The 20,125-nt window shown below is 61.0% G+C and carries 17 protein-coding genes and 2 tRNA genes; 6 read left to right on the top strand and 13 right to left on the bottom strand.

Annotated features, from left to right (window positions below):
• Positions 1 to 166 precede the first annotated feature (166 nt).
• Positions 167 to 1,906, top strand: a complete 1,740-nt coding sequence (locus tag OQ248_RS18480) for a dipeptidase (RefSeq protein ID WP_265813544.1) — start codon at positions 167 to 169, stop codon at positions 1,904 to 1,906.
• Between the two features lie 125 nt (positions 1,907 to 2,031).
• Here the strand turns inward: OQ248_RS18480 and OQ248_RS18475 are convergent.
• A tRNA-Gly gene (locus OQ248_RS18475) sits at positions 2,032 to 2,107 on the bottom strand.
• A gap of 2 nt (positions 2,108 to 2,109) precedes the next feature.
• Positions 2,110 to 2,185, bottom strand: a tRNA-Glu gene (locus OQ248_RS18470).
• 387 nt (positions 2,186 to 2,572) lie between these two features.
• Between OQ248_RS18470 and OQ248_RS18465 the strand changes: the two genes are divergently transcribed.
• On the top strand, positions 2,573 to 3,331 hold the full coding sequence (locus OQ248_RS18465) for a hypothetical protein (RefSeq protein ID WP_065261849.1): 759 nt from the start codon (positions 2,573 to 2,575) through the stop codon (positions 3,329 to 3,331).
• 138 nt (positions 3,332 to 3,469) lie between these two features.
• Here OQ248_RS18465 and OQ248_RS18460 read toward each other — a convergent pair whose 3' ends face one another.
• The 4 genes from OQ248_RS18460 to OQ248_RS18445 all read right to left on the bottom strand — a co-directional run bounded on the left by OQ248_RS18460 (position 3,470) and on the right by OQ248_RS18445 (position 8,402).
• A complete protein-coding gene (locus OQ248_RS18460) occupies positions 3,470 to 3,688 on the bottom strand; it encodes a hypothetical protein (RefSeq protein ID WP_265813542.1) in 219 nt (72 codons plus the stop codon).
• 289 nt (positions 3,689 to 3,977) lie between these two features.
• Positions 3,978 to 5,939: a methyl-accepting chemotaxis protein gene (locus OQ248_RS18455; RefSeq protein WP_265813541.1), complete on the bottom strand. Its 1,962-nt coding sequence runs from the start codon at positions 5,937 to 5,939 to the stop codon at positions 3,978 to 3,980.
• A gap of 108 nt (positions 5,940 to 6,047) precedes the next feature.
• Entirely contained in the window at positions 6,048 to 7,448 is a 1,401-nt protein-coding gene (locus OQ248_RS18450; protein WP_265813540.1) for a PLP-dependent aminotransferase family protein, read from the bottom strand.
• Between the two features lie 192 nt (positions 7,449 to 7,640).
• The gene (locus OQ248_RS18445; protein ID WP_085710959.1) at positions 7,641 to 8,402 is read right to left on the bottom strand and encodes an SDR family oxidoreductase; all 762 of its coding nucleotides are present in this window, start codon (positions 8,400 to 8,402) and stop codon (positions 7,641 to 7,643) included.
• Positions 8,403 to 8,629: 227 nt separating this feature from the next.
• Between OQ248_RS18445 and OQ248_RS18440 the strand changes: the two genes are divergently transcribed.
• Positions 8,630 to 9,634 carry an NADP-dependent oxidoreductase gene (locus OQ248_RS18440; protein ID WP_265813539.1) on the top strand — a complete coding sequence of 335 codons (1,005 nt, stop codon included), beginning with the start codon at positions 8,630 to 8,632 and terminating at the stop codon, positions 9,632 to 9,634.
• A 52-nt stretch (positions 9,635 to 9,686) separates the two neighbouring features.
• Here the strand turns inward: OQ248_RS18440 and pyrF are convergent, their stop codons facing one another.
• Positions 9,687 to 10,385 carry an orotidine-5'-phosphate decarboxylase gene (pyrF, locus tag OQ248_RS18435; protein WP_265813538.1) on the bottom strand — a complete coding sequence of 233 codons (699 nt, stop codon included), beginning with the start codon at positions 10,383 to 10,385 and terminating at the stop codon, positions 9,687 to 9,689.
• A gap of 295 nt (positions 10,386 to 10,680) precedes the next feature.
• On the opposite strand from pyrF, the gene OQ248_RS18430 reads away from it, so the two are divergent.
• From OQ248_RS18430 to xopAW, 3 genes are all read left to right on the top strand, one after another.
• Positions 10,681 to 11,430, top strand: a complete 750-nt coding sequence (locus OQ248_RS18430; RefSeq protein WP_085710962.1) for a response regulator — start codon at positions 10,681 to 10,683, stop codon at positions 11,428 to 11,430.
• On the top strand, positions 11,430 to 12,479 hold the full coding sequence (locus OQ248_RS18425; RefSeq protein ID WP_265813537.1) for an ATP-binding protein: 1,050 nt from the start codon (positions 11,430 to 11,432) through the stop codon (positions 12,477 to 12,479). Before OQ248_RS18430 ends, OQ248_RS18425 begins: the two co-directional genes overlap by 1 nt.
• A 109-nt stretch (positions 12,480 to 12,588) precedes the next feature.
• Positions 12,589 to 13,443, top strand: a complete 855-nt coding sequence (gene xopAW / locus OQ248_RS18420; protein ID WP_265813536.1) for a XopAW family type III secretion system calcium-binding effector — start codon at positions 12,589 to 12,591, stop codon at positions 13,441 to 13,443.
• 673 nt (positions 13,444 to 14,116) lie between these two features.
• Here xopAW and OQ248_RS18415 read toward each other — a convergent pair.
• The 6 genes from OQ248_RS18415 to OQ248_RS18390 form a co-directional block, all read right to left on the bottom strand.
• Entirely contained in the window at positions 14,117 to 15,157 is a 1,041-nt protein-coding gene (locus OQ248_RS18415; protein WP_114884792.1) for an AI-2E family transporter, read from the bottom strand.
• Positions 15,158 to 15,226: 69 nt separating this feature from the next.
• Positions 15,227 to 16,033 (bottom strand): DUF4892 domain-containing protein, encoded by an 807-nt coding sequence (locus OQ248_RS18410; RefSeq protein ID WP_265813535.1) that lies wholly within the window; start codon positions 16,031 to 16,033, stop codon positions 15,227 to 15,229.
• Between the two features lie 127 nt (positions 16,034 to 16,160).
• On the bottom strand, positions 16,161 to 17,015 hold the full coding sequence (locus OQ248_RS18405; RefSeq protein WP_265813534.1) for an alpha/beta hydrolase: 855 nt from the start codon (positions 17,013 to 17,015) through the stop codon (positions 16,161 to 16,163).
• Entirely contained in the window at positions 17,012 to 17,818 is an 807-nt protein-coding gene (locus OQ248_RS18400) for an alpha/beta hydrolase (protein WP_265813533.1), read from the bottom strand. Before OQ248_RS18400 ends, OQ248_RS18405 begins: the two co-directional genes overlap by 4 nt.
• 116 nt (positions 17,819 to 17,934) lie before the next feature.
• A complete protein-coding gene (locus OQ248_RS18395; protein ID WP_007957810.1) occupies positions 17,935 to 18,378 on the bottom strand; it encodes a hotdog fold thioesterase in 444 nt (147 codons plus the stop codon).
• Positions 18,379 to 18,409: 31 nt separating this feature from the next.
• Positions 18,410 to 20,065, bottom strand: a complete 1,656-nt coding sequence (locus OQ248_RS18390) for an AMP-binding protein (protein ID WP_265813532.1) — start codon at positions 20,063 to 20,065, stop codon at positions 18,410 to 18,412.
• Positions 20,066 to 20,125: the final 60 nt, after the last annotated feature.

Raw genomic sequence — 20,125 nt, 5'->3', positions numbered from 1 at the left:
CAGATTGGACGGGCTTTTTCGATTCTGCGCCGCTTTTGCATTTCTGTGCGACGCGTCCCACTTCGGGGGCTCCCCTATCACTCGCTTGCAGTGTTAGTTTGCGAAACCGTCTGACGCATCAATCAGACACTTCCTACTCACTGCCTGCAAAGGAATGCCCTTAGCAATGGATTTTTCACTCAAGCAACTGGCCGCATCGACCCTGATTCTGGCCAGCCTTTCGTCTGTGACACTGCCCGCCCACGCCAACATCACACCTCAGCAAAGCGCGACCATTCTCAAGACTTTCAGTGATGCAAAGGTCAGCGATTTCCGCCAGTTCCTCGGCGAGGTGGCCAAGAGCGATCTGAGCAAGACCGACGACCTTCGCCCTTCCATCAGCGCGTTTCTCGACAACAAGACACTGACGACTGAGCAGCAAAACGAGATCTATCGCTTGCTGGGTCTCTACACCCGAGCGAAATACGGCAAGGCCGCACTCGAAACCCTGCGCGAACTGGTGGAGATCCCGACCGATCGCAAAGAGGGTGTTGCCCAACACGAGAATCCTGAATTCATCAAGATCGCCGCCAAGATCAAGGACCTGGCCGAGTCCTTTGGCTTGAACTACCGAAACATCGACAACCGCGTCTACGAAATTTCTCTCGACGGCAGCGGCAAGGAAGTCGTGGGCATTCACGCGCACGCCGACGTGGTGCCGGTAACGCCGGAAAACTGGGTACTGAAGGACGGCACCAAACTCGACCCGTTCAAGGTCACGCTGATCGGCGACCGCATGTACGGCCGTGGCACCGAGGACGATAAGAACGGGATCGTGGTGACGCTGTATGCCATGAAGGTGATCAAGGAAGAAAAGCTGCCGCTGGCCCGCAATTTCAAACTGCTGGTGGACACCACCGAAGAAACCACCGGCGACGCGATTCCTTACTACTTCGAACGCAACCCGACGCCGGAGTACAACCTGGCGCTGGATGGCGGCTACCCGGTGGTGATCGCCGAGAAAGGCTACGGCACGGTCATGGCCAAGTTCGCCAAGCGCAAAGCCGAGGGCAAAGGCGCGGAGCTGATCTCGATGACCGGCGGCATGGCGACCAATCAGATTCCATCGGTTTCGCTCGTCACTCTGGTGACAGACAAGCCTGCCGAGCTGGCCGCCAGCCTGCAAAAGGCCGGGAACGAATACGCCAAACAACATGGCGGCGATTTCGAAGTGAATGCCAAGGTCGATGGCAAGGACGTAAAACTCAGCGTTACCGGCGTTTCCGCGCACTCTTCAGAGCCTGAGTCCGGTGTCAACCCGGTCGCGCGCATGCTGGACTTCATCCACAGTGTGGATGGCAAGATCGCCTTCAAGCACAACCACATCACCGATGCCGCCCGTTACGCTGCCGACAACTGGGGCCTGGACTACAAGGGTGGCAAGCTGGGTGTCGGTTTCGCCGATGACTTCATGGGCCCGCTGACCACCTCGCTGACCTATGTCGGGATGGACGACAAGACCTTCAAACTCGCGGTCAACCTGCGCGTGCCGAAGGGCAAGTCGCCGGAAGTACTCAAGAGCGAAATCGCCGACAAACTGGCGGCCTGGAGCAAGAAAACCCACGTCGCGGTCAACTTCGATTACTCGATCGCCGAGCCGATGTACCGCAACCCTGAAGGCGAGTGGGTCAAGGCACTGCTGGCCGTGTCCACCGAAAACCTGGGCATGAAACACGAGTTCGGCACCTCTGCCGGCGCCACCTCGGTGCATGAACTGCCTAACGGCGTGCAATTTGGCCTGGCCCGACCTGAGGTCAAATACACCGGTCACACCGACGGCGAGTTCAAGACGGTTGACCAGTTCCTGCTGGACCTGCAGATCGTGACCGAAATGATGGGCCGCATCGGGCAACTGCCGAAGCTTTGATCGCGACACTGGCCCGCCAAGGTGGCGGGCCAACAAAAAAGGACCTCACGGTCCTTTTTTGTTGCGCGACAAATAACGCACAAACAAAAACGCCGCTCATCACTGAGCGGCGTTTTTGTTGAATATGGAGCGGGAAACGAGACTCGAACTCGCGACCCCGACCTTGGCAAGGTCGTGCTCTACCAACTGAGCTATTCCCGCAATGGCGTCCCCTAGGGGACTCGAACCCCTGTTACCGCCGTGAAAGGGCGGTGTCCTAGGCCACTAGACGAAGGGGACACACTACAACATTCACTCCCTGCCGCGTTTCGCTGTGTGCTTTACGCTGCAAGTGGCGCGCATTCTATGGATGGATTGGGAGGTCGTCAACCCCCTGATATAAATTTATTTAAATCAATGACTTCGCCCTGCTTTACGAGCCGATTCGGACTTTTCCGTCGCCCGACGATTGACGCCTATATTCCGACACTCGCCAAGGCGTTATAGTCCACGGCACAGGTGATGGCAATCTGTACCCCAAGGGCCAGCATTTATATAAGCAGGCTTGCGGCCGATACAGATGAAGCTTCGCTGATCCAACCCGTCGAGCGGCGCTAGGCTCCTATATGCCGAGCTACTACACTCGCACGCGAACCCTATAAAGAGGTCTTACCGGTGACACCACTCATGATCACCCTGCTAGTCATAGCCGGGATCGCAATCTTGATCGCCATTGGCTACATGAACCATGTGGTGGAAAACACCAAACTGGAGAAGGCCCGCACCAAGGTCGAACTCAACGACCGCCTGCGCCGTTGTGGCGAACTGACCGAAACCTTCCCCGGCCAGTTCATGACCCCGGCCCTCAAACTGCTGATGACGCGCCTGGAACTGAACGTCTGCCAGCGCCTGCTGAATCTGGAAAAGACCAGCGCCACCACCAAGGCCCGCATCACCGAACTGAGCGCCCTCGTCGCCCAGGGCGAATCGATCCCGGTCAACAACCCGCCGGCGCCGATCCAGACCGAAGCCAAGGCCAAAGACGTGCGCTTCCTCCTCGAAGCCCTCCACGGCCAGATCACCCGCGCCGCCCAGGACGGTTTCCTGCCACCGAACGAAGCCAAGCACTGGATCCGTGAAGTGCGCCATATCCTGGTGTTGCTGCACATCGAGTTCTTCAACAACCTCGGCCAGCACGCCCTGCAACAAAACCAGCCAGGCCAGGCCCGCCTCGCCTTCGAACGCGGCGTGCAATACCTGCGCAAACAGCAGGACCCGCAGATCTACGCCGAACAACTCCAATACCTGGAAAAACTCCTGGCCCGCGCCAACGCCCAGGTCATGGACAAGATCGCCCCGGTCGAAGGCGAAGAAAACCAACTGACTGCCGGCCTCAAGGATGTCGAGGCGGATGCGGACTGGAAGAAGAAAGTGATTTACGACTGATTGCAGTCAGAGAGAGAAGCCACCGAGAGGTGGCTTTTTTATTGGCTTCAAAGCAGAAGATCAAAAGCACCCCTCACCCTAACCCTCTCCCTAAGGGAGAGGGGACTGACCGAGTTGTTTGGGAGAGGTACGCCGACGTCAAATACCGAGTTGAACTCGGGTTTTAAAACGCGTGCAACTCGCCCCCTGCTGCTGCACCTTCTTCTGTTTCTTCTGTTTCTTCTGTTTCTTCTGCTTCTTCTGCTTCTTCTGCTCTGGCTTTGGCTTTGGCTCTCCACCACTCAACACGATGAGCGTTAGCTCGAGTACCGCTTTTGACGTACCGGCCCCATCGGAAGGCTGAGTGGAGAGATTCATCCGGGGGTGGGCGCGTAGCGCCGTTTGGCGAAGCCAAACACATCGAGAGGAGGTGCAGCGAAGCAAACCGGAGGCGATGCCCCCGGATGAATCCCGGAACGAAGGAACACCGAGCCAAAGCGAGGTGCCGTACGCCGGGGCCTAGACCTTTTGGTTCCTTTTGGGGCGTTTGCCAAAAGGGACTCGCCGTAAGGGCGAAACCGCCAGCCGCAACACCCGAAGCAACGGATATTCACCCAAAACAACCCAAAACCTGGTCGGCCCAAAGGCCGCCAAGGTCAAACCCAAATCAAAGCCTGAAGTGCCCCACCATCCCCCGCAACTCACTCCCCAACTGCGCCAGCTCAACACTCGAAGCCGCATTCCCACGCATCGCAATCGACGACTGATCCGCACTCGCCCGAATACTGGTCACACTGCGATTGATCTCCTCGGCCACCGAACTCTGTTCCTCGGCCGCCGCCGCAATCTGCTGGTTCATCTGCTGAATCAACGAAACCGCCGCCGCAATACTCCCCAGCGCACTTTCAGTCTGCAATGCGTCGCTCACCGCCAGCTTCACCAGTTCGCCACTGCTCTGAATCTGCTGCACCGACGAATGCGCCGCCGAGCGCAAGGCACTGACCAGCCGCTCGATCTCTTCGGTCGACTGCTGCGTACGCCGGGCCAACGCCCTGACTTCATCGGCAACCACCGCAAAGCCCCTGCCCTGCTCGCCCGCCCGCGCCGCCTCGATCGCGGCGTTGAGTGCCAGCAGATTGGTCTGCTCGGCGACGCTTTTGATGACTTCGAGCACCGTGCCGATGTTCTGGATTTCTGCACTCAGGCTTTCGATGCTCGAACTGGCCGACGTCGCCGAATCCGCCAGTTGCTCGATCCGCGCCATGCTCTGGCGCACCACCTGCTGACCGCTCTCGACCTTGCCATCGGCGGTCTGCGCCGCAAGTGCGGCTTCTTCGGCATTGCGAGCCACGTCGTGAACGGTGGCGGTCATCTGGTTCATGGCCGTGGCAACCTGCTCGGTTTCCTCTTTCTGGCTGCTGACTTCCAGGTTGGTCTGTTCAGTCACCGCCGACAGTGATTGCGCGGAACTGGCCAGCTGTTCAATGCCTGCCTGCAACCCGCTGACGATGTTGCTGAGGCCCGCGCCCATCTGTTGCATGGACTGCATCAACTGGCCGATTTCGTCACGCCGCGTCACCTCCACCGTTGCACTCAAGTCACCGGCGGCGATCCGCTGAGCGACATGCATCACGCTGCGCAACGGCGCGACGATCAACCGGGTGATCACCCAAGCCGCAATCAACCCGACCAGCAATGCCAGCGCCGACGAGCCGATGATCAGCACCGAGTTTTTCTTCAGCTCACCCTGCATCGCGACGTCCTGGGCGACATAGGCCTGATCAACCCGCTCCACCACCTCAGCGGCACGCTGATGCAGTTGCTCGTAGACGGTTTTTTCCTGAGCCAGAAGGCCGGTGTACTCGGCGAGCTTGTCATTGAATCCGGCGATGTGCCCTGACACTTCATTGAGAACCGTCAGATAGCCTTCGTCCTTGACCGTGGATTTCAGTTGTTCGGCTTGCGTCTGGGCCTGGGCGGCCTGTTCGATGTTGCCCTTGGCGCTGTCATCGCCCTTGCGACTCTGATCCAGCCGCACCCGCGCTTCGTTCATGGCTTGCAGCATCAAACGCGAAACCTGGCTGACCTGGCTGGCCTGCTCGATGAACTGCGCTCCGTTCTTGCCCTCGCTGTCTTTCAGGGTATAGGCGCCGTCATCGGCAAGCCCGGCCTGCAGGACGTCGAGGTTGTTGGCGACACTGGACACCGACCAACTGGCCATTTCCAGCGCCAGATCCTTGGCCTGGGTCAGCGACACGAACTCATCGAACGCCTTGCGATAAGCGCCCAGCGACTGCTGGACGTCGTTCATGACCGACTCATTGCCCGGCGATTGAGCCTTGAGCTGATCGGCCATGGCGATCAGGCCATCCACACCTTCGTGCAAGGCATCGGCGGTTTTCGGGTTGCCGTGCAAGGCGTAATCCTGCTCCAGCAGGCGCACTTTCAGCAGGCCGCTGTTGAGCGAGGACATCTGTTTGAGCCCGTCGAAGCGCTGACTGATGGTCTGCAGGGACCAGACGCCGATGGCCGCCACCAAGGCAGTCAACAGCAATACCAGCACAAACCCGATACCCAGTTTTTTCGCCATACCGAGGTTGGCAAAACGTCCTTGCACGGCCGAAATCATTGCGCGTAGTCCCCTGCCAAAGTCTGTTGCCGAAGAGTCGCAACGGCCATGAACCAGCACAAGACTCTGGCGTCGGAATAATGGCAAAAAGCTAGGCCTGCGTCGTTTTCAGAACACTTGAGGTCGATCCACGGCCGTACTGCGAAAGAACTGCCGCGCCCTCGGATCGCAAGCATAGGCCACATTGATCCGCTGCCAGTCACTGGCTTCGCCACTAGGACTGAAGGAAGAAGCGCATGCCAATTGCACACCATGACGCAAGGCCTGCCTGCGCAGGTGCTCGTCATTCGCCAGCGGAGAACGGGCCCAGATGAACAGCCCTCCGGTGGGTTTGCCGAACACTTCCCAATCGGCATCCTCCAGCGCCTGCAGGGCCGCCGCGCGATCGATATTGAGCCGCTGGCGCTGGCGCTGCACCAGTTTGCGATACGCGCCGCTGGCCAGCAGCGCCGCCAGAACGGCCTCGCTGAACCTTGAAGTGCCCATGCAACTGATCATCTTGAACCGCGCCAGTTGCTCGATCACCTCGTGGCTGGCCAACACGAAGCCTGCCCGCAACGAGCTGCTCAGCGTCTTGGAAAAACTGCCGACGTAAATCACCCGTCCGTCTTCATCCAGCGCCGCCAGCCGCGTACCGCTGCCGTTATGCAAATCAGCGTAGACGTCGTCTTCGATCAGCCGCAGGTCGTAGGTTTTGCTCAATTGCAGAATGCGTCGCGCCACGGCCGGCGCCAGACAACTCCCCGTGGGGTTGTGGTGATGACTGTTGATGAACAGCGCCGCCGGCCGGTACTGCTGCAACAACGCCTCAAGCGCCTCAAGGTCCGGCCCGCCAGGCGTGCGGCGAACCTCCAGCATGCGCACGCCATGCAGCCGCAAGAGATCGAACAGCGGCGCATAACCCGGCGTTTCCACCACCACACAATCCCCCGCCCGGAACAGCGTGCGCACGATCAGATCGAGCCCGTGGCTGGCGCCGACCGTTGTCAGCACAGCGTCCTCATTGGCGGTGATATCGAGCATCCCCAGCCGTTTGACAATCTGTTCGCGCAGCGCCGGGAGCCCGAGGGGCGTGTTGTAGTTGAACAGGCTGGCCATGTCGGTGCGGGCCACCTGACGGATTGCATAGGCGAGATCATCGGACTCTCGCCAGCTCTCGGGCAAAACCCCGTCACCCAGTTTCAACCCTCCGCGCCATTGCGGATCCGTATCACAGCCATGGCGTTCGCCCTCGAAAGCCGGACTGTCGAACGACTTGCAACACGCCGGCAATGTGCTTGCGACCATGAACCCCGCCCCTTGCCGAGAGGCCAGAACACCCTGTGCCACCAGACGCTCGCAAGCCTCCATGACGTACGACTGGCTGAGCAGATTCAATCGCGCAATCTGTCGAATGGATGGCAGGCGCGTGGCAGGCGGCACCTGTTCTTGCACGATCCACTCGATCAATCCATCCACAATCTGCTGTACCACCGGCACCATTGCCTGTCGGTCAATTCTCAATTCCATGAGTGCACAAACTCCTGTCCGTTTTGCCCGCAGCAGTAAATCACAGCCGCGTCGGTCAGGCTGTGCGACAACGCCGTCAAAAGCCACAGTTCTAACTATTTGAAACACATTGTTTATCAATGACATGGAACCAGGTACAGACGAAAAGACCCGCTGTCGGGCGGGTCTTTTCCTGCATCAACAGATGCCTTTTCAGAACGCGGTCACGCCTCCGTCCACGGCCAGCGAATGGCCAGTGGTGAACGCGGCGCCATCGCTGCACAGGTACAGCACAGCGCTGGCAATTTCCTCGACCTTGCCGATGCGGCCGACCGGGTGCATGGCGTTGGCGAATTCGCCCTTCTTCGGGTCGGCCTCGTAGGCGCGACGGAACATGTCGGTATCGATCACCGCCGGGCAAACCGCGTTGACGCGGATTTTCTTCTTGGCGTACTCGATGGCGGCCGACTTGGTCAGACCGATCACCGCATGTTTGGAGGCGGCGTAGATGCTCATCTTCGGCGCAGCACCCAGCCCGGCAACCGACGCGGTGTTGACGATCGCCCCGCCGCCCTGGGCCAGCAGCAACGGCAACTGGTACTTCATGCACAGCCAGACGCCCTTGACGTTGACGCCCATGATCGCGTCGAACTCATCCATCGAGCCCTCGGCCAGCTTGCCCTTCTCGATTTCGATCCCGGCGTTGTTGAAGGCATAGTCGAGACGGCCGTAGGTCTTGATCACCTCGTCCATCAGATTTTTTACTTCGCTTTCGACGGTCACGTTGCAGCGCACGAAGGTCGCTTCGCCGCCGGCTGTACGAATCAGCGCCACGGTGCCCTCGCCCCCGGCGGCATCCAGATCGGCGACCACCACTTTCAGACCTTCGGCGGCGAATGCCTGGGCGGTCGCGCGACCGATACCGTTGGCGGCGCCAGTGACGACGGCGACCTGACCGGAAAACGTCATGCTCATTGTTTTGTCCTCGAATACGGGGGATTGATGAAGGCAGCATAGCCACAGGGGCCCAAGTGAAGTCAGCACTATCAAAAGGCCGGTTAGGCTTTCATGAATCACAGTGATGAAACCCCGCCGGGCACTATCACCGTACTGGATCAGCCTGCATTCGCCCCGTGAGCCAACCTTGCGGCATCGCCCATGAAGGTCTATCAACAAGGCTTCATTCAATTCGAGTGCCTGTCATGACCAACCAGACCAATCGTCAGTTCCTGCTCGCCAAACGCCCGGTGGGCGCTGCCACCCGCGAGACCTTCACCTATCAGGAAGTCCCGGTCGGCGAGCCGGCGGCGGGGCAGATTCTGGTCAAGAACGAATACCTGTCCCTCGACCCGGCCATGCGCGGCTGGATGAATGAGGGCAAGTCCTACATCCCGCCGGTGGGTCTGGGCGAAGTCATGCGCGCGTTGGGCGTAGGCAAAGTCGTCGCGTCAAACAATCCGGGGTTTGCCGTCGGTGACTACGTCAACGGTGCCATTGGCGTGCAGGATTACTTCCTCGGCGAGCCAAGAGGTTTCTACAAGGTCGATCCGAAACTGGCACCGCTGCCGGTTTATCTGTCCGCATTGGGCATGACCGGCATGACCGCCTACTTCGCCCTGCTCGATGTCGGCGCACCGAAGGCCGGCGATACCGTGGTGTTGTCCGGTGCGGCAGGCGCGGTCGGTAGCATTGCCGGGCAGATCGCCAAGATCAAAGGTTGCCGGGTAGTCGGCATCGCCGGCGGTGCCGACAAATGCAAATTCCTGCTCGATGAACTGGGCTTCGACGGTGCCGTCGACTACAAAAGCGAAGACGTGCTGGCCGGCCTTAAACGCGAATGCCCGAAAGGCGTGGACGTGTATTTCGACAACGTCGGCGGCGATATCCTCGACGCGGTGCTGAGCCGCCTGAACTTCAAGGCACGCGTGGTGATCTGCGGCGCCATCAGCCAGTACAACAACAAGGAAGCGGTCAAAGGCCCGGCCAATTATCTGTCGCTGCTGGTCAACCGCGCGCGGATGGAAGGCTTCGTGGTGATGGACTACGCGGCGCAATACGCCAGCGCCGCCAAGGAAATGGCCGGCTGGATGGTCAAGGGGCAGCTCAAGAGCAAGGAAGACATCGTCGAAGGCCTGGAAACCTTTCCGGAAACCCTGAGCAAACTGTTCAGCGGCGAAAACTTCGGCAAGCTGGTGTTGAAGGTCTGAAAACAACGAAGGGAGCCATAGGGCTCCCTTCGTTGCATCTTCAGCTGTTCGGTCAGGCCAGTTCGGCGACCACCGCAGCCAGGGCCTTGGCCGGATCTGCCGCCTGGCTGATCGGACGGCCGATCACCAGATAATCGGAACCGGCATCCAGCGCCTGACGCGGGGTCAGGATGCGACGCTGGTCATCCTGGGCGCTGCCGGCCGGACGAATGCCCGGCGTCACCAGTTGCAGCGACGGATGCGCGGTTTTCAGCGCCGTGGCTTCCAGCGCCGAGCACACCAGTCCGTCCATACCAGCCTTCTCGGCCAGTGCTGCCAGGCGCAGCACCTGCTCCTGCGGCTCGATGTCCAGACCGATACCGGCCAGATCCTCACGCTCCATGCTGGTCAGCACGGTCACACCAATCAGCAACGGTTGCGGACCGTTGCGCTTGTCCAGCTCTTCCCGGCAGGCCGCCATCATGCGCAGGCCACCGGAGCAGTGAACGTTGACCATCCACACGCCCATCTCGGCGGCAGCCTTGACCGCCATCGCCGTGGTGTTGGGAATGTCGTGGAATTTCAGGTCGAGGAATACCTCAAAACCCTTGTCACGCAGGGTGCCGACGATTTCCGAGGCGCAGCTGGTGAAAAGTTCCTTGCCCACTTTGACCCGGCACAGTTTCGGGTCCAACTGGTCGGCCAGCTTCAGTGCGGCGTCACGGGTGGGGAAATCCAGGGCGACGATGATAGGAGTCTGGCAGGCGGACATGGATGGGCTCTCAGGCAAGTCGAAATCGGCGCGCATTGTAGCGGAACCGGCGGCGGCGCGGCACCCGATGATCGGTAAATCGTCGCGCGGGACGTGATCAGCATAGCCTTGCAGGGTATTGTGTCGAAGCCGATACACAACCGACACGCCGACAACATGCGTCCGCGCTAGCCTCGCCAGCCGCAACAAGTCCTTACAGCAGCCCTTCCCGCCTCACGGCCGGACGCCTATGCTGAAACCACAACCTCGCAGCCTATCTTTGTGGTTGGCGGCTTACTGGCAGATGAACAGCCTCATGCACAACTCCCAAGTCTCCGTGAATGAAGAGCAGAAAGACGACAAGCGCTGGAGCATCCGCGCACTGATCGTCGACGATGATGTGCCGATCCGCGAACTGATGATCGACTATCTGGCCCGCTTCAACATTCACGCCAGCGGTGTCACCGACGGTGCGGCCATGCGTCAGGCGATGCAGGCCGAACATTTCGATGTGGTGGTGCTCGATCTGATGCTGCCCGGCGAAGACGGCCTGTCGTTGTGCCGCTGGCTGCGCGCCGAATCGGACATCCCGATCCTTATGCTCACCGCCCGTTGCGAACCCACCGACCGGATCATCGGCCTGGAACTGGGTGCCGATGACTACATGGCCAAACCGTTCGAGCCCCGGGAGCTGGTGGCACGAATCCAGACGATTCTGCGCCGTGTGCGCGACGACCGCACCGAACAACGTGCGAACATTCGCTTCGACAACTGGCGCCTGAACAGTGTCCTGCGCCAGTTGATCGCCGACGATGGTTTGGTCGTGCCGTTATCCAACGCCGAATTCCGCCTGCTCTGGGTGTTCATCGAACGGCCGCGCCGGGTGCTCAGCCGCGAACAGCTACTGGACGCCGCCCGTGGTCGCTCGATCGAGGCCTTCGACCGCAGCATCGACCTGCTGGTCTCGCGTTTGCGGCAAAAACTCGGCGACGACCCGAAAGCCCCGCAGTTGATCAAGACCGTACGCGGTGAGGGTTACCTGTTCGACGCACGGGACATCGGCTGATGCGAGGGCGCTTCGACACGCTGTTCGGCCGCCTGTTCGGCGTGCTGTTCGTGGCGATCGTCCTGGCGCACCTGCTGGCCTTCGCCTGGTTCCACCATTACGGCCCGCCTCCGCCCCCTCCCCCGCCGGAGTTTTCCCAGGGCGTCGAAGGACAACGTCCGCCGCCGGATCCGCGCTTCGCCCATCGACCGCCGCGCCCCTGGTTCGGCGGGCCGCTGGTGCCACTGACCTTTCAGTTCATCTCGCTGATGATCGCTGCCTGGTACGGCGCCAAACTCCTGAGCCGCCCGATCCAGCGCCTGAGCGACGCCGCCGAACGCCTCAGCGAAAACCTCGACAGCCCGCCGCTGGAAGAGTCCGGCCCGCGCGAGGCCCGGCAGGCGGCCCATACCTTCAACCTGATGCAGCAGCGGATTCGCGAACAGGTTCAGCAGCGCGCGCGCATGCTCGGCGCCGTGTCCCATGACCTGCGCACGCCACTGTCGCGGCTCAAGCTGCGTCTGGAACAGATCGAGGACGACAAGCTGCAAGGCCAAATGCGTCAGGACCTGAACGACATGATCGGCATGCTTGACGCCACCCTCACCTACCTGCACGAACAGCGCACCAGCGAAGCGCTACAGATGATGGACGTGCAGGCGCTGGTCGAATCTCTGTGCGAGAACGCCCAGGATCAGGGCGCCGACGTGCAGGTCAGCGGCCATTGCGCCCCCCTGGCGGTTCAGCCAATGGCCCTACGTTCATGCATCAACAACCTGATGGACAACGCCTTGCGCTACGCCGGGCAAGCACATATCGAACTGCAGGATCAGCGCGAACACCTGCTGATCCGCGTCATCGACCGCGGCCCGGGCATCGCCGCGGACAAACGCGAAGCCGTGTTCGAGCCGTTTTTCCGCCTGGAAGGCTCACGCAACCGCAACTCCGGCGGCGTCGGCCTGGGCATGACCATCGCCCGGGAAGCCGCGCAACGCCAGGGTGGCCAGTTGAACCTCGAAGAGACGCTTGGCGGCGGCCTCACCGCCGTGATTCGCCTGCCACGACTATAAGCCCGACTGTGTACCGTCCGGTACAAAACCCATATACCTGCGACACCTCACGCCTTGAGTCTGCAAGCGCCGGTTCATGAACCGGTTTTCCATTACAAGGAGTGAGCCCATGATCGGTAGCGTCAGCAACTACACGAGCTATACCAGCACCAGCAGCACTTCCACACAAAACGCCCGCAGCCAGCAACTGCAAAAGGAACTGTTCGCCAGACTCGACAGCAACGGCGATGGCGCGGTAGATCAGGACGAACTGAACAGCGCCCTGTCGCAAAAATCCAGCGATGGTTTATTGGTCAACCTCAGCAAACAATTCGGTGAACTGGACAGCGACAGCAACGGCAGCCTCAGCGCCGAAGAAATGGCCGCCATGGCCCCACCGCCACCACCCGACCACAACCAGGCCCCCGACACCGACCTGGCCGACGCCCTGATCAAAGCCCTGGACACCGACGGCGACGGCGCCATCAGCGGTGACGAACTGAGCAGCGGCCTGACCAGCGCCGGCAGCACCGCCGACAGCAGCAAAATCTTCTCGGCCCTGGACAAGAACAAGGACGGCGTCGTCAGCCAGGACGAACTCACCGCCAGCCTCACCCCGCCACCCCCACCACCCCGCGTTTCCAGTGACGAACTGTTCAGCCAGCTCGATGCGGACGGCGACGGCAATGTGACGGCGACCGAGTTGAGCAGCGAGTTGCAAGCCAGCGACAGCACATCATCCTCCAGCAACGACACCAGCGCGGCGCTGCTCAAGGTGCTGGATAGCGACAGCAGTGGTGGCGTGAGCAGTGATGAGTTGAAGGCCGCACTTCACGCAGGTCGCGAACGCCCTGACGATGAACAGACAGCCAGTGCCACTCAAACCACGACCGAAGCGTTGAACCGGATGATTGCCAATCTGAGCAAGCAGTATTCGCTCGATAGTACGGCGTCGGTGGGCAAGTATTTGAATGTGGCGACTTGAGTGATCGGGTGAGGGATTCACTTCCGGTCTGGAGACCGGGAGTGAATGGAGCTTGCCCGGTTAGTGGATTGCCATTGATCTGTGGTGTGCCAGTTAGACAGCCCCTCACCCTAGCCCTCCCGAAACGTCGGACCGCCCAAAGGGAGAGGGGACTGACCGAGTTGTTTGGGGGAGGTACGCCAACGTGACATACCGAGGTGAACTCGGGTCTTTAAACGCAAACATCCCGCACCAGCCTCCTCTACCTCTACCTCTACCTCTGCTTCTGCTTTGGCTTTGGCCTTGGCTTCCCACCACTCAACACGATGAGCGTTAGCTCAAGTACCGCTTTTGACGTACCGGCCCCGTTGAGAGGCTGAGTGGAGGGATTTATCCGGGGGTGGGCGCGAAGCGCCGTTTGGCGAAGCCAAACACATCGAGAGGAGGTGCAGCGAAGCAAACCGGAGGCGATGCCCCCGGATGAATCCCGGAGCGAAGGGACGCCGAGCCGCAGCGAGGCGCCGAACGTTGGGGCAAGACTTTTTGGTTACTTTTGGCTGGGCCGGCATTCCGGGCGTTTGTCAAAAGTAACCCGCTGTAAGAGCGGAACCGCCAGCCGCAACCCCCGAAGAAACGGATATACACACCTAACACCCAAAGCCTGGTCGGCCCCGAGGCCGCCAAGGCAAAAACATCAAACCCGCCCCTGACTCTTGCTCCAATCCGTCAACAAACTATAAGCCACCGCCAAAAGCGTAGGCCCGATAAACAACCCGATAAACCCGAACGCAATCAACCCGCCAAACACCCCGAGCAACACAATCACCAACGGCAGATTCCCGCCACGGCTGATCAGATACGGCTTGAGCACGTTGTCCACGCCACTGATAATGAACGTCCCCCAGATCCCGAGAAACACCGCCATCCCGTACTCGCCCTTCCAGGCCAGCCAGGCCGTGGCAGGAATCCACACCAGCGGCGGTCCCATCGGAATCAGACTGAGCAGGAACGTCACGATCCCCAGCACCAAAGCCCCCGGCACCCCGGCAATCAGGAACCCGATGAGCGCCAGGATCGCCTGCGCCGCCGCCGTACCGATCACCCCGTTCACCACCCGCTGCACCGTACCGGCCACCAGTTCGATGTAATACCCGGCACGGTCGCCGATCAAGCGCTCCAGCAGGCTGTGCACGAACGCCGCCAGCCGCGGCCCGTCACGGTAGAAAAAGAATACGAAGACAATGCTCAGGGTCAGCTCGAGAATTCCGCCGCCAATCTGCGCACTGCGCGCCAGCAGCCAGTTGCCGACCTGCCCCAGATAAGGCTTGAGCGACACCATCAACGCCGCCCCCTGCTGATCGACACTGTTCCAGAAACCGACCAGCCGCTCCCCCACCAGCGGAATCGTGCCGAGCCAGGCCGGCGCTTCCGGCAGGCCGTCGACCTGCACATCCTTGATGAACACCGTGGCATCGCGCACGTGATCGGCCAGGTTGAACCCCAGCCATACCAGCGGTGCCGCCACCAGCAGCATCCAGCCCAGGGTCAGGATGCTTGCCGCCAGAGATTCGCGGCCGCCGAGCCAGCGCGTCAGCAGGCGCATCAACGGCCAACTGGCAAATGCCAGCACCGCGCCCCAGAACAGCGCCGACCAGAACGGCGCCATCACCCAGAAACTGGCACCGAACAGCACCAGCAACAGGATCTGCACCAGCAGACGATCATTATTGGGCATGTGAAATCTCGAAAAAGTCAGTCAGGCAAAGAGTAGGCGAACACGCCGGGCGTGTCCGCCCGAGACACCTTACCGCAACAGATCGATGCGCAGGCCGGCACCTTCGACATTGCCGGTCTCCATGCGAGCAGCCCGCACACCCTGCGTGATCAACGCCTGACGCCAGGCTTCGGCCTTGAGCCCGGAAACAGTGACCCGCAACGTCGTGTCGAGGTTCAGGCCACGGGACAGCAGACGCAGCCAGGTGTCATCCGGATCGCCGCTCAGTTTCGGTAATTTCAGCTCGCCGGTGTCTTTCAACTGGCGCAAAAGGGTCGCCGATGTCGGCAGCAGCTCCCCCAACGGCGTGGAGGCTTCGAATTGCTCGACGTGCAGATAGGCTTTGCGATTGCCGCGAGTGATGCTGTACAGCGCCACCAGCGTATTGTCGCGAGGTGCCGCGAGCCTCAGCAGCAGATAGGCCTGCTGTTCGTCGGCACCGTACAGCTTGGCATTGCCGAACACTTCGTTGGCCCACAGGCTGCTTTCGCCGCAATCCCTGGCCTGACACCAGAACAACAGCTCGGAGTCCTGTTTTTGCAGGGCCTCGCGGGCGACGGTGAAGGCTTCGTTGGCGGAATGTTCGGGCGGAAGTTCATAGGTGACCGAGGTGGTCTGGCCCCGGGCGCCGACCTGACCGTCGAAACGCAGCTGGCCGCTGATCTTGCGGATCGAGCCCATCGGGTAGATCCGCTCCAGCGTCGCGGCCGGACGATAGTCGACGATGTGTGCATCGGCCAGACGCGGCACGATCGGCAGATCCTGACTGCCCGGCAGGTCGGCAGCGAGCAACACGGGACTGAAACAGCACAGCGCCAGCAGACTGAAAGATCGCATGGACAGGCTCATCGGATCGGCATGGCCGGGGCGCCTTTCTGGCTATTCGGGTTCGCAGCGGTGTAGAAATCCATTGTGGTTGTCTCCCATTTCAACCCGCCCAGCCTCGACAGTTGCCCGGGGCAAGTCAAGGAATGGCGAAGAACCGATTGAAACAGTCTGCGACAAGAACCGCACCCGACTCATCGTTCAGGTGCAGATGGTGCCCGCCCGGCAGCTGTTCCCGGCTAAAGGGTAGACGCTCCAGCAGCTCGGGGTGTTTGGCCAGCATGCCGTCGGCTGCCACCACCAATTGTGCGGGACAGGCGATCCGCTGGATGAAGGCCATCGCCTGTTCCTGAGTAAGGCGCAGCGGCGATGGCAGGGTCAGACGGTTGTCGGTGCGCCAGGTGTAACCGCCGGGCACCGGCATCAGGCCGCGTTGTGCCAGCAGTTCGGCGGCTTCACGACTCACCGCCACCAGGCCTTTCATGCGCACTTCGATAGCCCGGTCGAGGGTGGCGTAGACCGGTTTGCGTTTTTCCCGCAAATCAAGCTGTGCCTGCAGGGCCATGCCCATGCGTTCGGCGGCGTTTTCGCCTTTATCTGTGGGAGGAATCACCCCGTCGATCAATGCCAGATGGGTGATGCGCTCCGGCAACGACCCTGCCAGCACCAGCGAAACGATCGCCCCCAGTGAATGCCCGAGCAGGCCGAAGCGCTGCCAGCCCAGTTGTTCGGCGACTTGCAGCACGTCATGGGCGTAGTCCCACAAGGCGTAACCTGCGCCGTCCGGACGATGCGCCGAGTGACCGTGGCCGGCCATGTCCAGCGCAACAATGCGCAAGCCTTTGAGCTTCGGCGCCAGGCGAGCGAAGCTGTTGGCGTTATCCAGCCAGCCATGCAGGGCAATCACCGGCAACCCGTCTTCCGGGCCGAAAATGTGTGCCGCCAGCTCGATATGCGGCAGGCTCAAACGCACTTCTTCGACCGCCGGGCTCATGCGCAATCCTTGTGCTGGCGGTTTTCCCAGCGAGTGAACAGGTTCTTCAGCAGTTGTGCAGTGTCCTGCGGCCGCTCAAGGGGAAACATGTGGCCGCCGGGCACGGTCAGCGACTCGCCCTGAGGCAGTCGCCCGACGAACCGGGTGTGATGGTTCATCACCACGCGACTCTTGTGCCCGCGCACCACCGCCAGCGGTACTTTCAATTGCCGGGTATGAGCAGGACTGGTGTGCGGCACGCCGCGATAGATGCTGATCTCGGTTGCGGGATCGAAGCGCAGGCGCAGCTTGTCGCCAACCTGGTGCAAGCCGTGTTGCAGGTAGGCGTCGAAGCATTCTGGATCGAATCCGCGGAACAGGGTCTTGCCGGCAAAGTAGCTGCGGGCACTGTCGAGGTCGGCGAATTCTTCGCGTCGTCCCAATGTGCGACCGGCCGGAGTGAGTTTATCGATGAAGCCAAAACGCTTCGCTGCGCGGATCACCCAGCGATCGGTGCGGGTCAGCACCGGCGAATCGAGCATCACCACCCCGCGATACAGCTCAGGGCAACGCAGTGCGGCGTGCAGGTGCAGCATTCCGCCGAAGGAATGGCCAACGCCCCACACCGGCTCGTCCTGTTGTTGCAGGTGGTGAATCAGCTCGTCGACCAGGTGGTACCAGTTGTCACCCGCCGGGAAACGCGGATCGTGGGCATGCTGCTCCAGATGCGTCACCCGGAACTCGGGCGCCAGCGCCGAGAACAGCTTGCCGTAGGTGCCGGAAGGGAAACCATTGGCGTGGGCGAAGAAGATCGGTTGCGACATACGGGCAAATCCATGGGCGGTAAACGTGGCGTTGATTGTCCGTAAGACCGCGCATCACAGCAATGACCGTAACTGCCAGGAATGATGACAGTCCGGTCAAGGCTATGACGGATCGGTCAGCGTGCCGGAGGTTGCTCGCCCAGCGGCACCACTGCCATGGTCAACCGAGACACACAACTGGCCTTGCCCTCATCGCTGGTCAGGCGGATGTCCCAGACATGGGTCGTGCGGCCAATGTGAATCGGCTTGGCCACCGCCGTCACCCGGCCGCTGCGCAGGCCGCGCAGGTGGTTGGCGTTGATTTCCAGGCCCACGCAATAGAATTTGCTGGCATCGATGCACAGGTAACTGGCCATGGAGCCGACGGTTTCAGCCAGCACCACCGAGGCGCCGCCGTGCAGCAGGCCGTAAGGCTGATGGGTGCGATGGTCGATGACCATGCTGGCTGTCAGCGACTCCTCGTCGAAGGACTCGAAGCGGATGTCCAGCACTTCGCCGATGGTGTTTTTCTGGATTGCGTTCAACTGCTCGATGTTGGGAGTGGTGCGCCACAAGGTCATCGCAGGCTTCCTTTGTTGTTTTGATCGTCGCTCAATCCTGCCACAGCACCGCCTCGCTGCGCTCGCTCCATTCTTCGAAGCGCGCGCCGTAGGTGTCTTCGATGACGTTGCGCTTGATCTTCAGAGTCGGCGTGAGGAAGCCGTTTTCCACCGCCCAGCTGTCCTTGACCACCACCAGACGGCGCAGCCGTTCGTGCTTGTCGAGCACGGCGTTGACCTCCTCCAGCAGTTTTTCCAGGCTCGAATGTAGTTGCGGTCGTGCGTCTTCATGCCCGGCTGCCGAGATCACACACAGGCCCAGCGGTGCGCTCAGACCATCGCCGACCACGCAGACCTGCTCGATCCGGGTATGCACGGCGAGGCGGTTTTCAATCGGTGCCGGAGCGACATATTTGCCTTTGCTGGTCTTGAAGATTTCCTTGAGCCGCCCGGTCAGGCGCAAGCGACCCTCGGCGTCCTGTTCGCCCTTGTCGCCGGTGCGCAGGAAGCCGTCGGCGGTCAAGGTCTCGGCGGTTTTCTGCGGTTCCTTGAAATAGCCCAGCATGTTGGCCTGGCTGCGCACCTGCACTTCGCCGGACTCGTCGATTCGCACCTCGACATCAGGACATGGCCGGCCGATCCAGCCTTCCTTGTATTGCCCCGGCAGGCAGATATGCGAATAGCCGCAGCTCTCGGTCATCCCGTAGACCTCCAGCACGTCGAGCCCGAGTTTCTGATACCAGCACAACAAGGTCAGCGGCACCGGCGCCGCTCCGGACAGCGCCACGCGCAGGGCATCCAGCCCCAATCCGGCCAGCACCTTGTGGCCGATCCGTTTGCCGATAAAGGGCAGACCGAGGAGGAAATCCAGGCGTTTCGCCGGGATCTTGCTGTAGACGCCCATCTGGAATTTGGTCCAGATCCTCGGCACGCCAAACATCGCCGTGGGCCGCGCCCGTCTCAGATCGTCGAGAAAGGTATCAAGACTCTCGGCAAAGAAAACCGTCTGCCCCGTATAGATCGACGCCAGTTCGACGAACATCCGTTCAGCCACATGGCATAGCGGCAAATAGGACAGCAGCCGGTCGTTTTCATTGAGACCGAACAATTGCGTGCCACGGGTGGTGGCAAAACCGAGATTGGCAAAACTGTGCATCACGCCTTTGGGCAGGCCGGTGGTGCCGGAGGTGTAGATGATGGTCGCCAGTTGCTCGGCGGCAGGTCGCGGATCGTCCTGGATCGGTGAATAACGTTGCAGGTCGCCCCAGTTGAAATCGAACTCGCCCGGCGGATGCAGCGGCAGGCTGATGGTCGGCAGATCCGCCGGCACACCCACCGACATGCCCGGCCAGTCATCCAGTTTGCCGACGAAGGCCAAGACGCTTTCGGAATGGCTGAGGACCTGATTGACCGAGTCGGCGGTAAGGTTGGGATAGAGCGGCACGGAAACATGCCCGGCCATCCAGATCGCCAGGTCGGCGATGATCCAGTGAGCGCAGTTTTTCGAGATCAGTGCGATGTGGCTGCCCTGGGGCAACTCCCGGGAGCGCAACCAGTGCGCGGCGCAGCGGGCCTGATGGCCGACGTCGGCCCAGGTCAGCGTCTCGACCTGCCCGCCGCCAATGGGCTGCACCAGAAAGCGTTGGCGCGGGTGCCGGGCCTCGCGTTCGTAGAACACGTCCAGCGGCAATCGAAAAGCAGCAGACATGCGACTCGCTCCTTTCTTTTTGGGATGGAGCAAGCGTAGTCAACCAAGCAAGTGCTTGGT

It is taken from the genome of Pseudomonas sp. COW5 (assembly GCF_026240005.1).
GTDB classification, from domain to species: domain Bacteria; phylum Pseudomonadota; class Gammaproteobacteria; order Pseudomonadales; family Pseudomonadaceae; genus Aquipseudomonas; species Aquipseudomonas kribbensis.
This window is presented reverse-complemented; position numbering and strand designations above follow the sequence as displayed.

What these genes read in the sequence shown, in the direction of transcription:
- OQ248_RS18455 (WP_265813541.1), bottom strand. Translation starts at nt 5,939, where the DNA reads ATGATTTCGGCCGTGCAAGGACGTTTTGCCAACCTCGGTATGGCGAAA.
- OQ248_RS18450 (WP_265813540.1), bottom strand. Translation starts at nt 7,448, where the DNA reads ATGGAATTGAGAATTGACCGACAGGCAATGGTGCCGGTGGTACAGCAG.
- OQ248_RS18425 (WP_265813537.1), top strand. Translation starts at nt 11,430, where the DNA reads ATGCGAGGGCGCTTCGACACGCTGTTCGGCCGCCTGTTCGGCGTGCTG.
- xopAW (WP_265813536.1), top strand. Translation starts at nt 12,589, where the DNA reads ATGATCGGTAGCGTCAGCAACTACACGAGCTATACCAGCACCAGCAGC.
- OQ248_RS18400 (WP_265813533.1), bottom strand. Translation starts at nt 17,818, where the DNA reads ATGTCGCAACCGATCTTCTTCGCCCACGCCAATGGTTTCCCTTCCGGC.
- OQ248_RS18460 (WP_265813542.1), bottom strand. Translation starts at nt 3,688, where the DNA reads ATGAATCTCTCCACTCAGCCTTCCGATGGGGCCGGTACGTCAAAAGCG.
- OQ248_RS18445 (WP_085710959.1), bottom strand. Translation starts at nt 8,402, where the DNA reads ATGAGCATGACGTTTTCCGGTCAGGTCGCCGTCGTCACTGGCGCCGCC.
- OQ248_RS18395 (WP_007957810.1), bottom strand. Translation starts at nt 18,378, where the DNA reads ATGACCTTGTGGCGCACCACTCCCAACATCGAGCAGTTGAACGCAATC.
- OQ248_RS18480 (WP_265813544.1), top strand. Translation starts at nt 167, where the DNA reads ATGGATTTTTCACTCAAGCAACTGGCCGCATCGACCCTGATTCTGGCC.
- OQ248_RS18410 (WP_265813535.1), bottom strand. Translation starts at nt 16,033, where the DNA reads ATGCGATCTTTCAGTCTGCTGGCGCTGTGCTGTTTCAGTCCCGTGTTG.
- OQ248_RS18465 (WP_065261849.1), top strand. Translation starts at nt 2,573, where the DNA reads ATGATCACCCTGCTAGTCATAGCCGGGATCGCAATCTTGATCGCCATT.
- OQ248_RS18415 (WP_114884792.1), bottom strand. Translation starts at nt 15,157, where the DNA reads ATGCCCAATAATGATCGTCTGCTGGTGCAGATCCTGTTGCTGGTGCTG.
- OQ248_RS18430 (WP_085710962.1), top strand. Translation starts at nt 10,681, where the DNA reads ATGCACAACTCCCAAGTCTCCGTGAATGAAGAGCAGAAAGACGACAAG.
- OQ248_RS18440 (WP_265813539.1), top strand. Translation starts at nt 8,630, where the DNA reads ATGACCAACCAGACCAATCGTCAGTTCCTGCTCGCCAAACGCCCGGTG.
- pyrF (WP_265813538.1), bottom strand. Translation starts at nt 10,385, where the DNA reads ATGTCCGCCTGCCAGACTCCTATCATCGTCGCCCTGGATTTCCCCACC.
- OQ248_RS18405 (WP_265813534.1), bottom strand. Translation starts at nt 17,015, where the DNA reads ATGAGCCCGGCGGTCGAAGAAGTGCGTTTGAGCCTGCCGCATATCGAG.
- OQ248_RS18390 (WP_265813532.1), bottom strand. Translation starts at nt 20,065, where the DNA reads ATGTCTGCTGCTTTTCGATTGCCGCTGGACGTGTTCTACGAACGCGAG.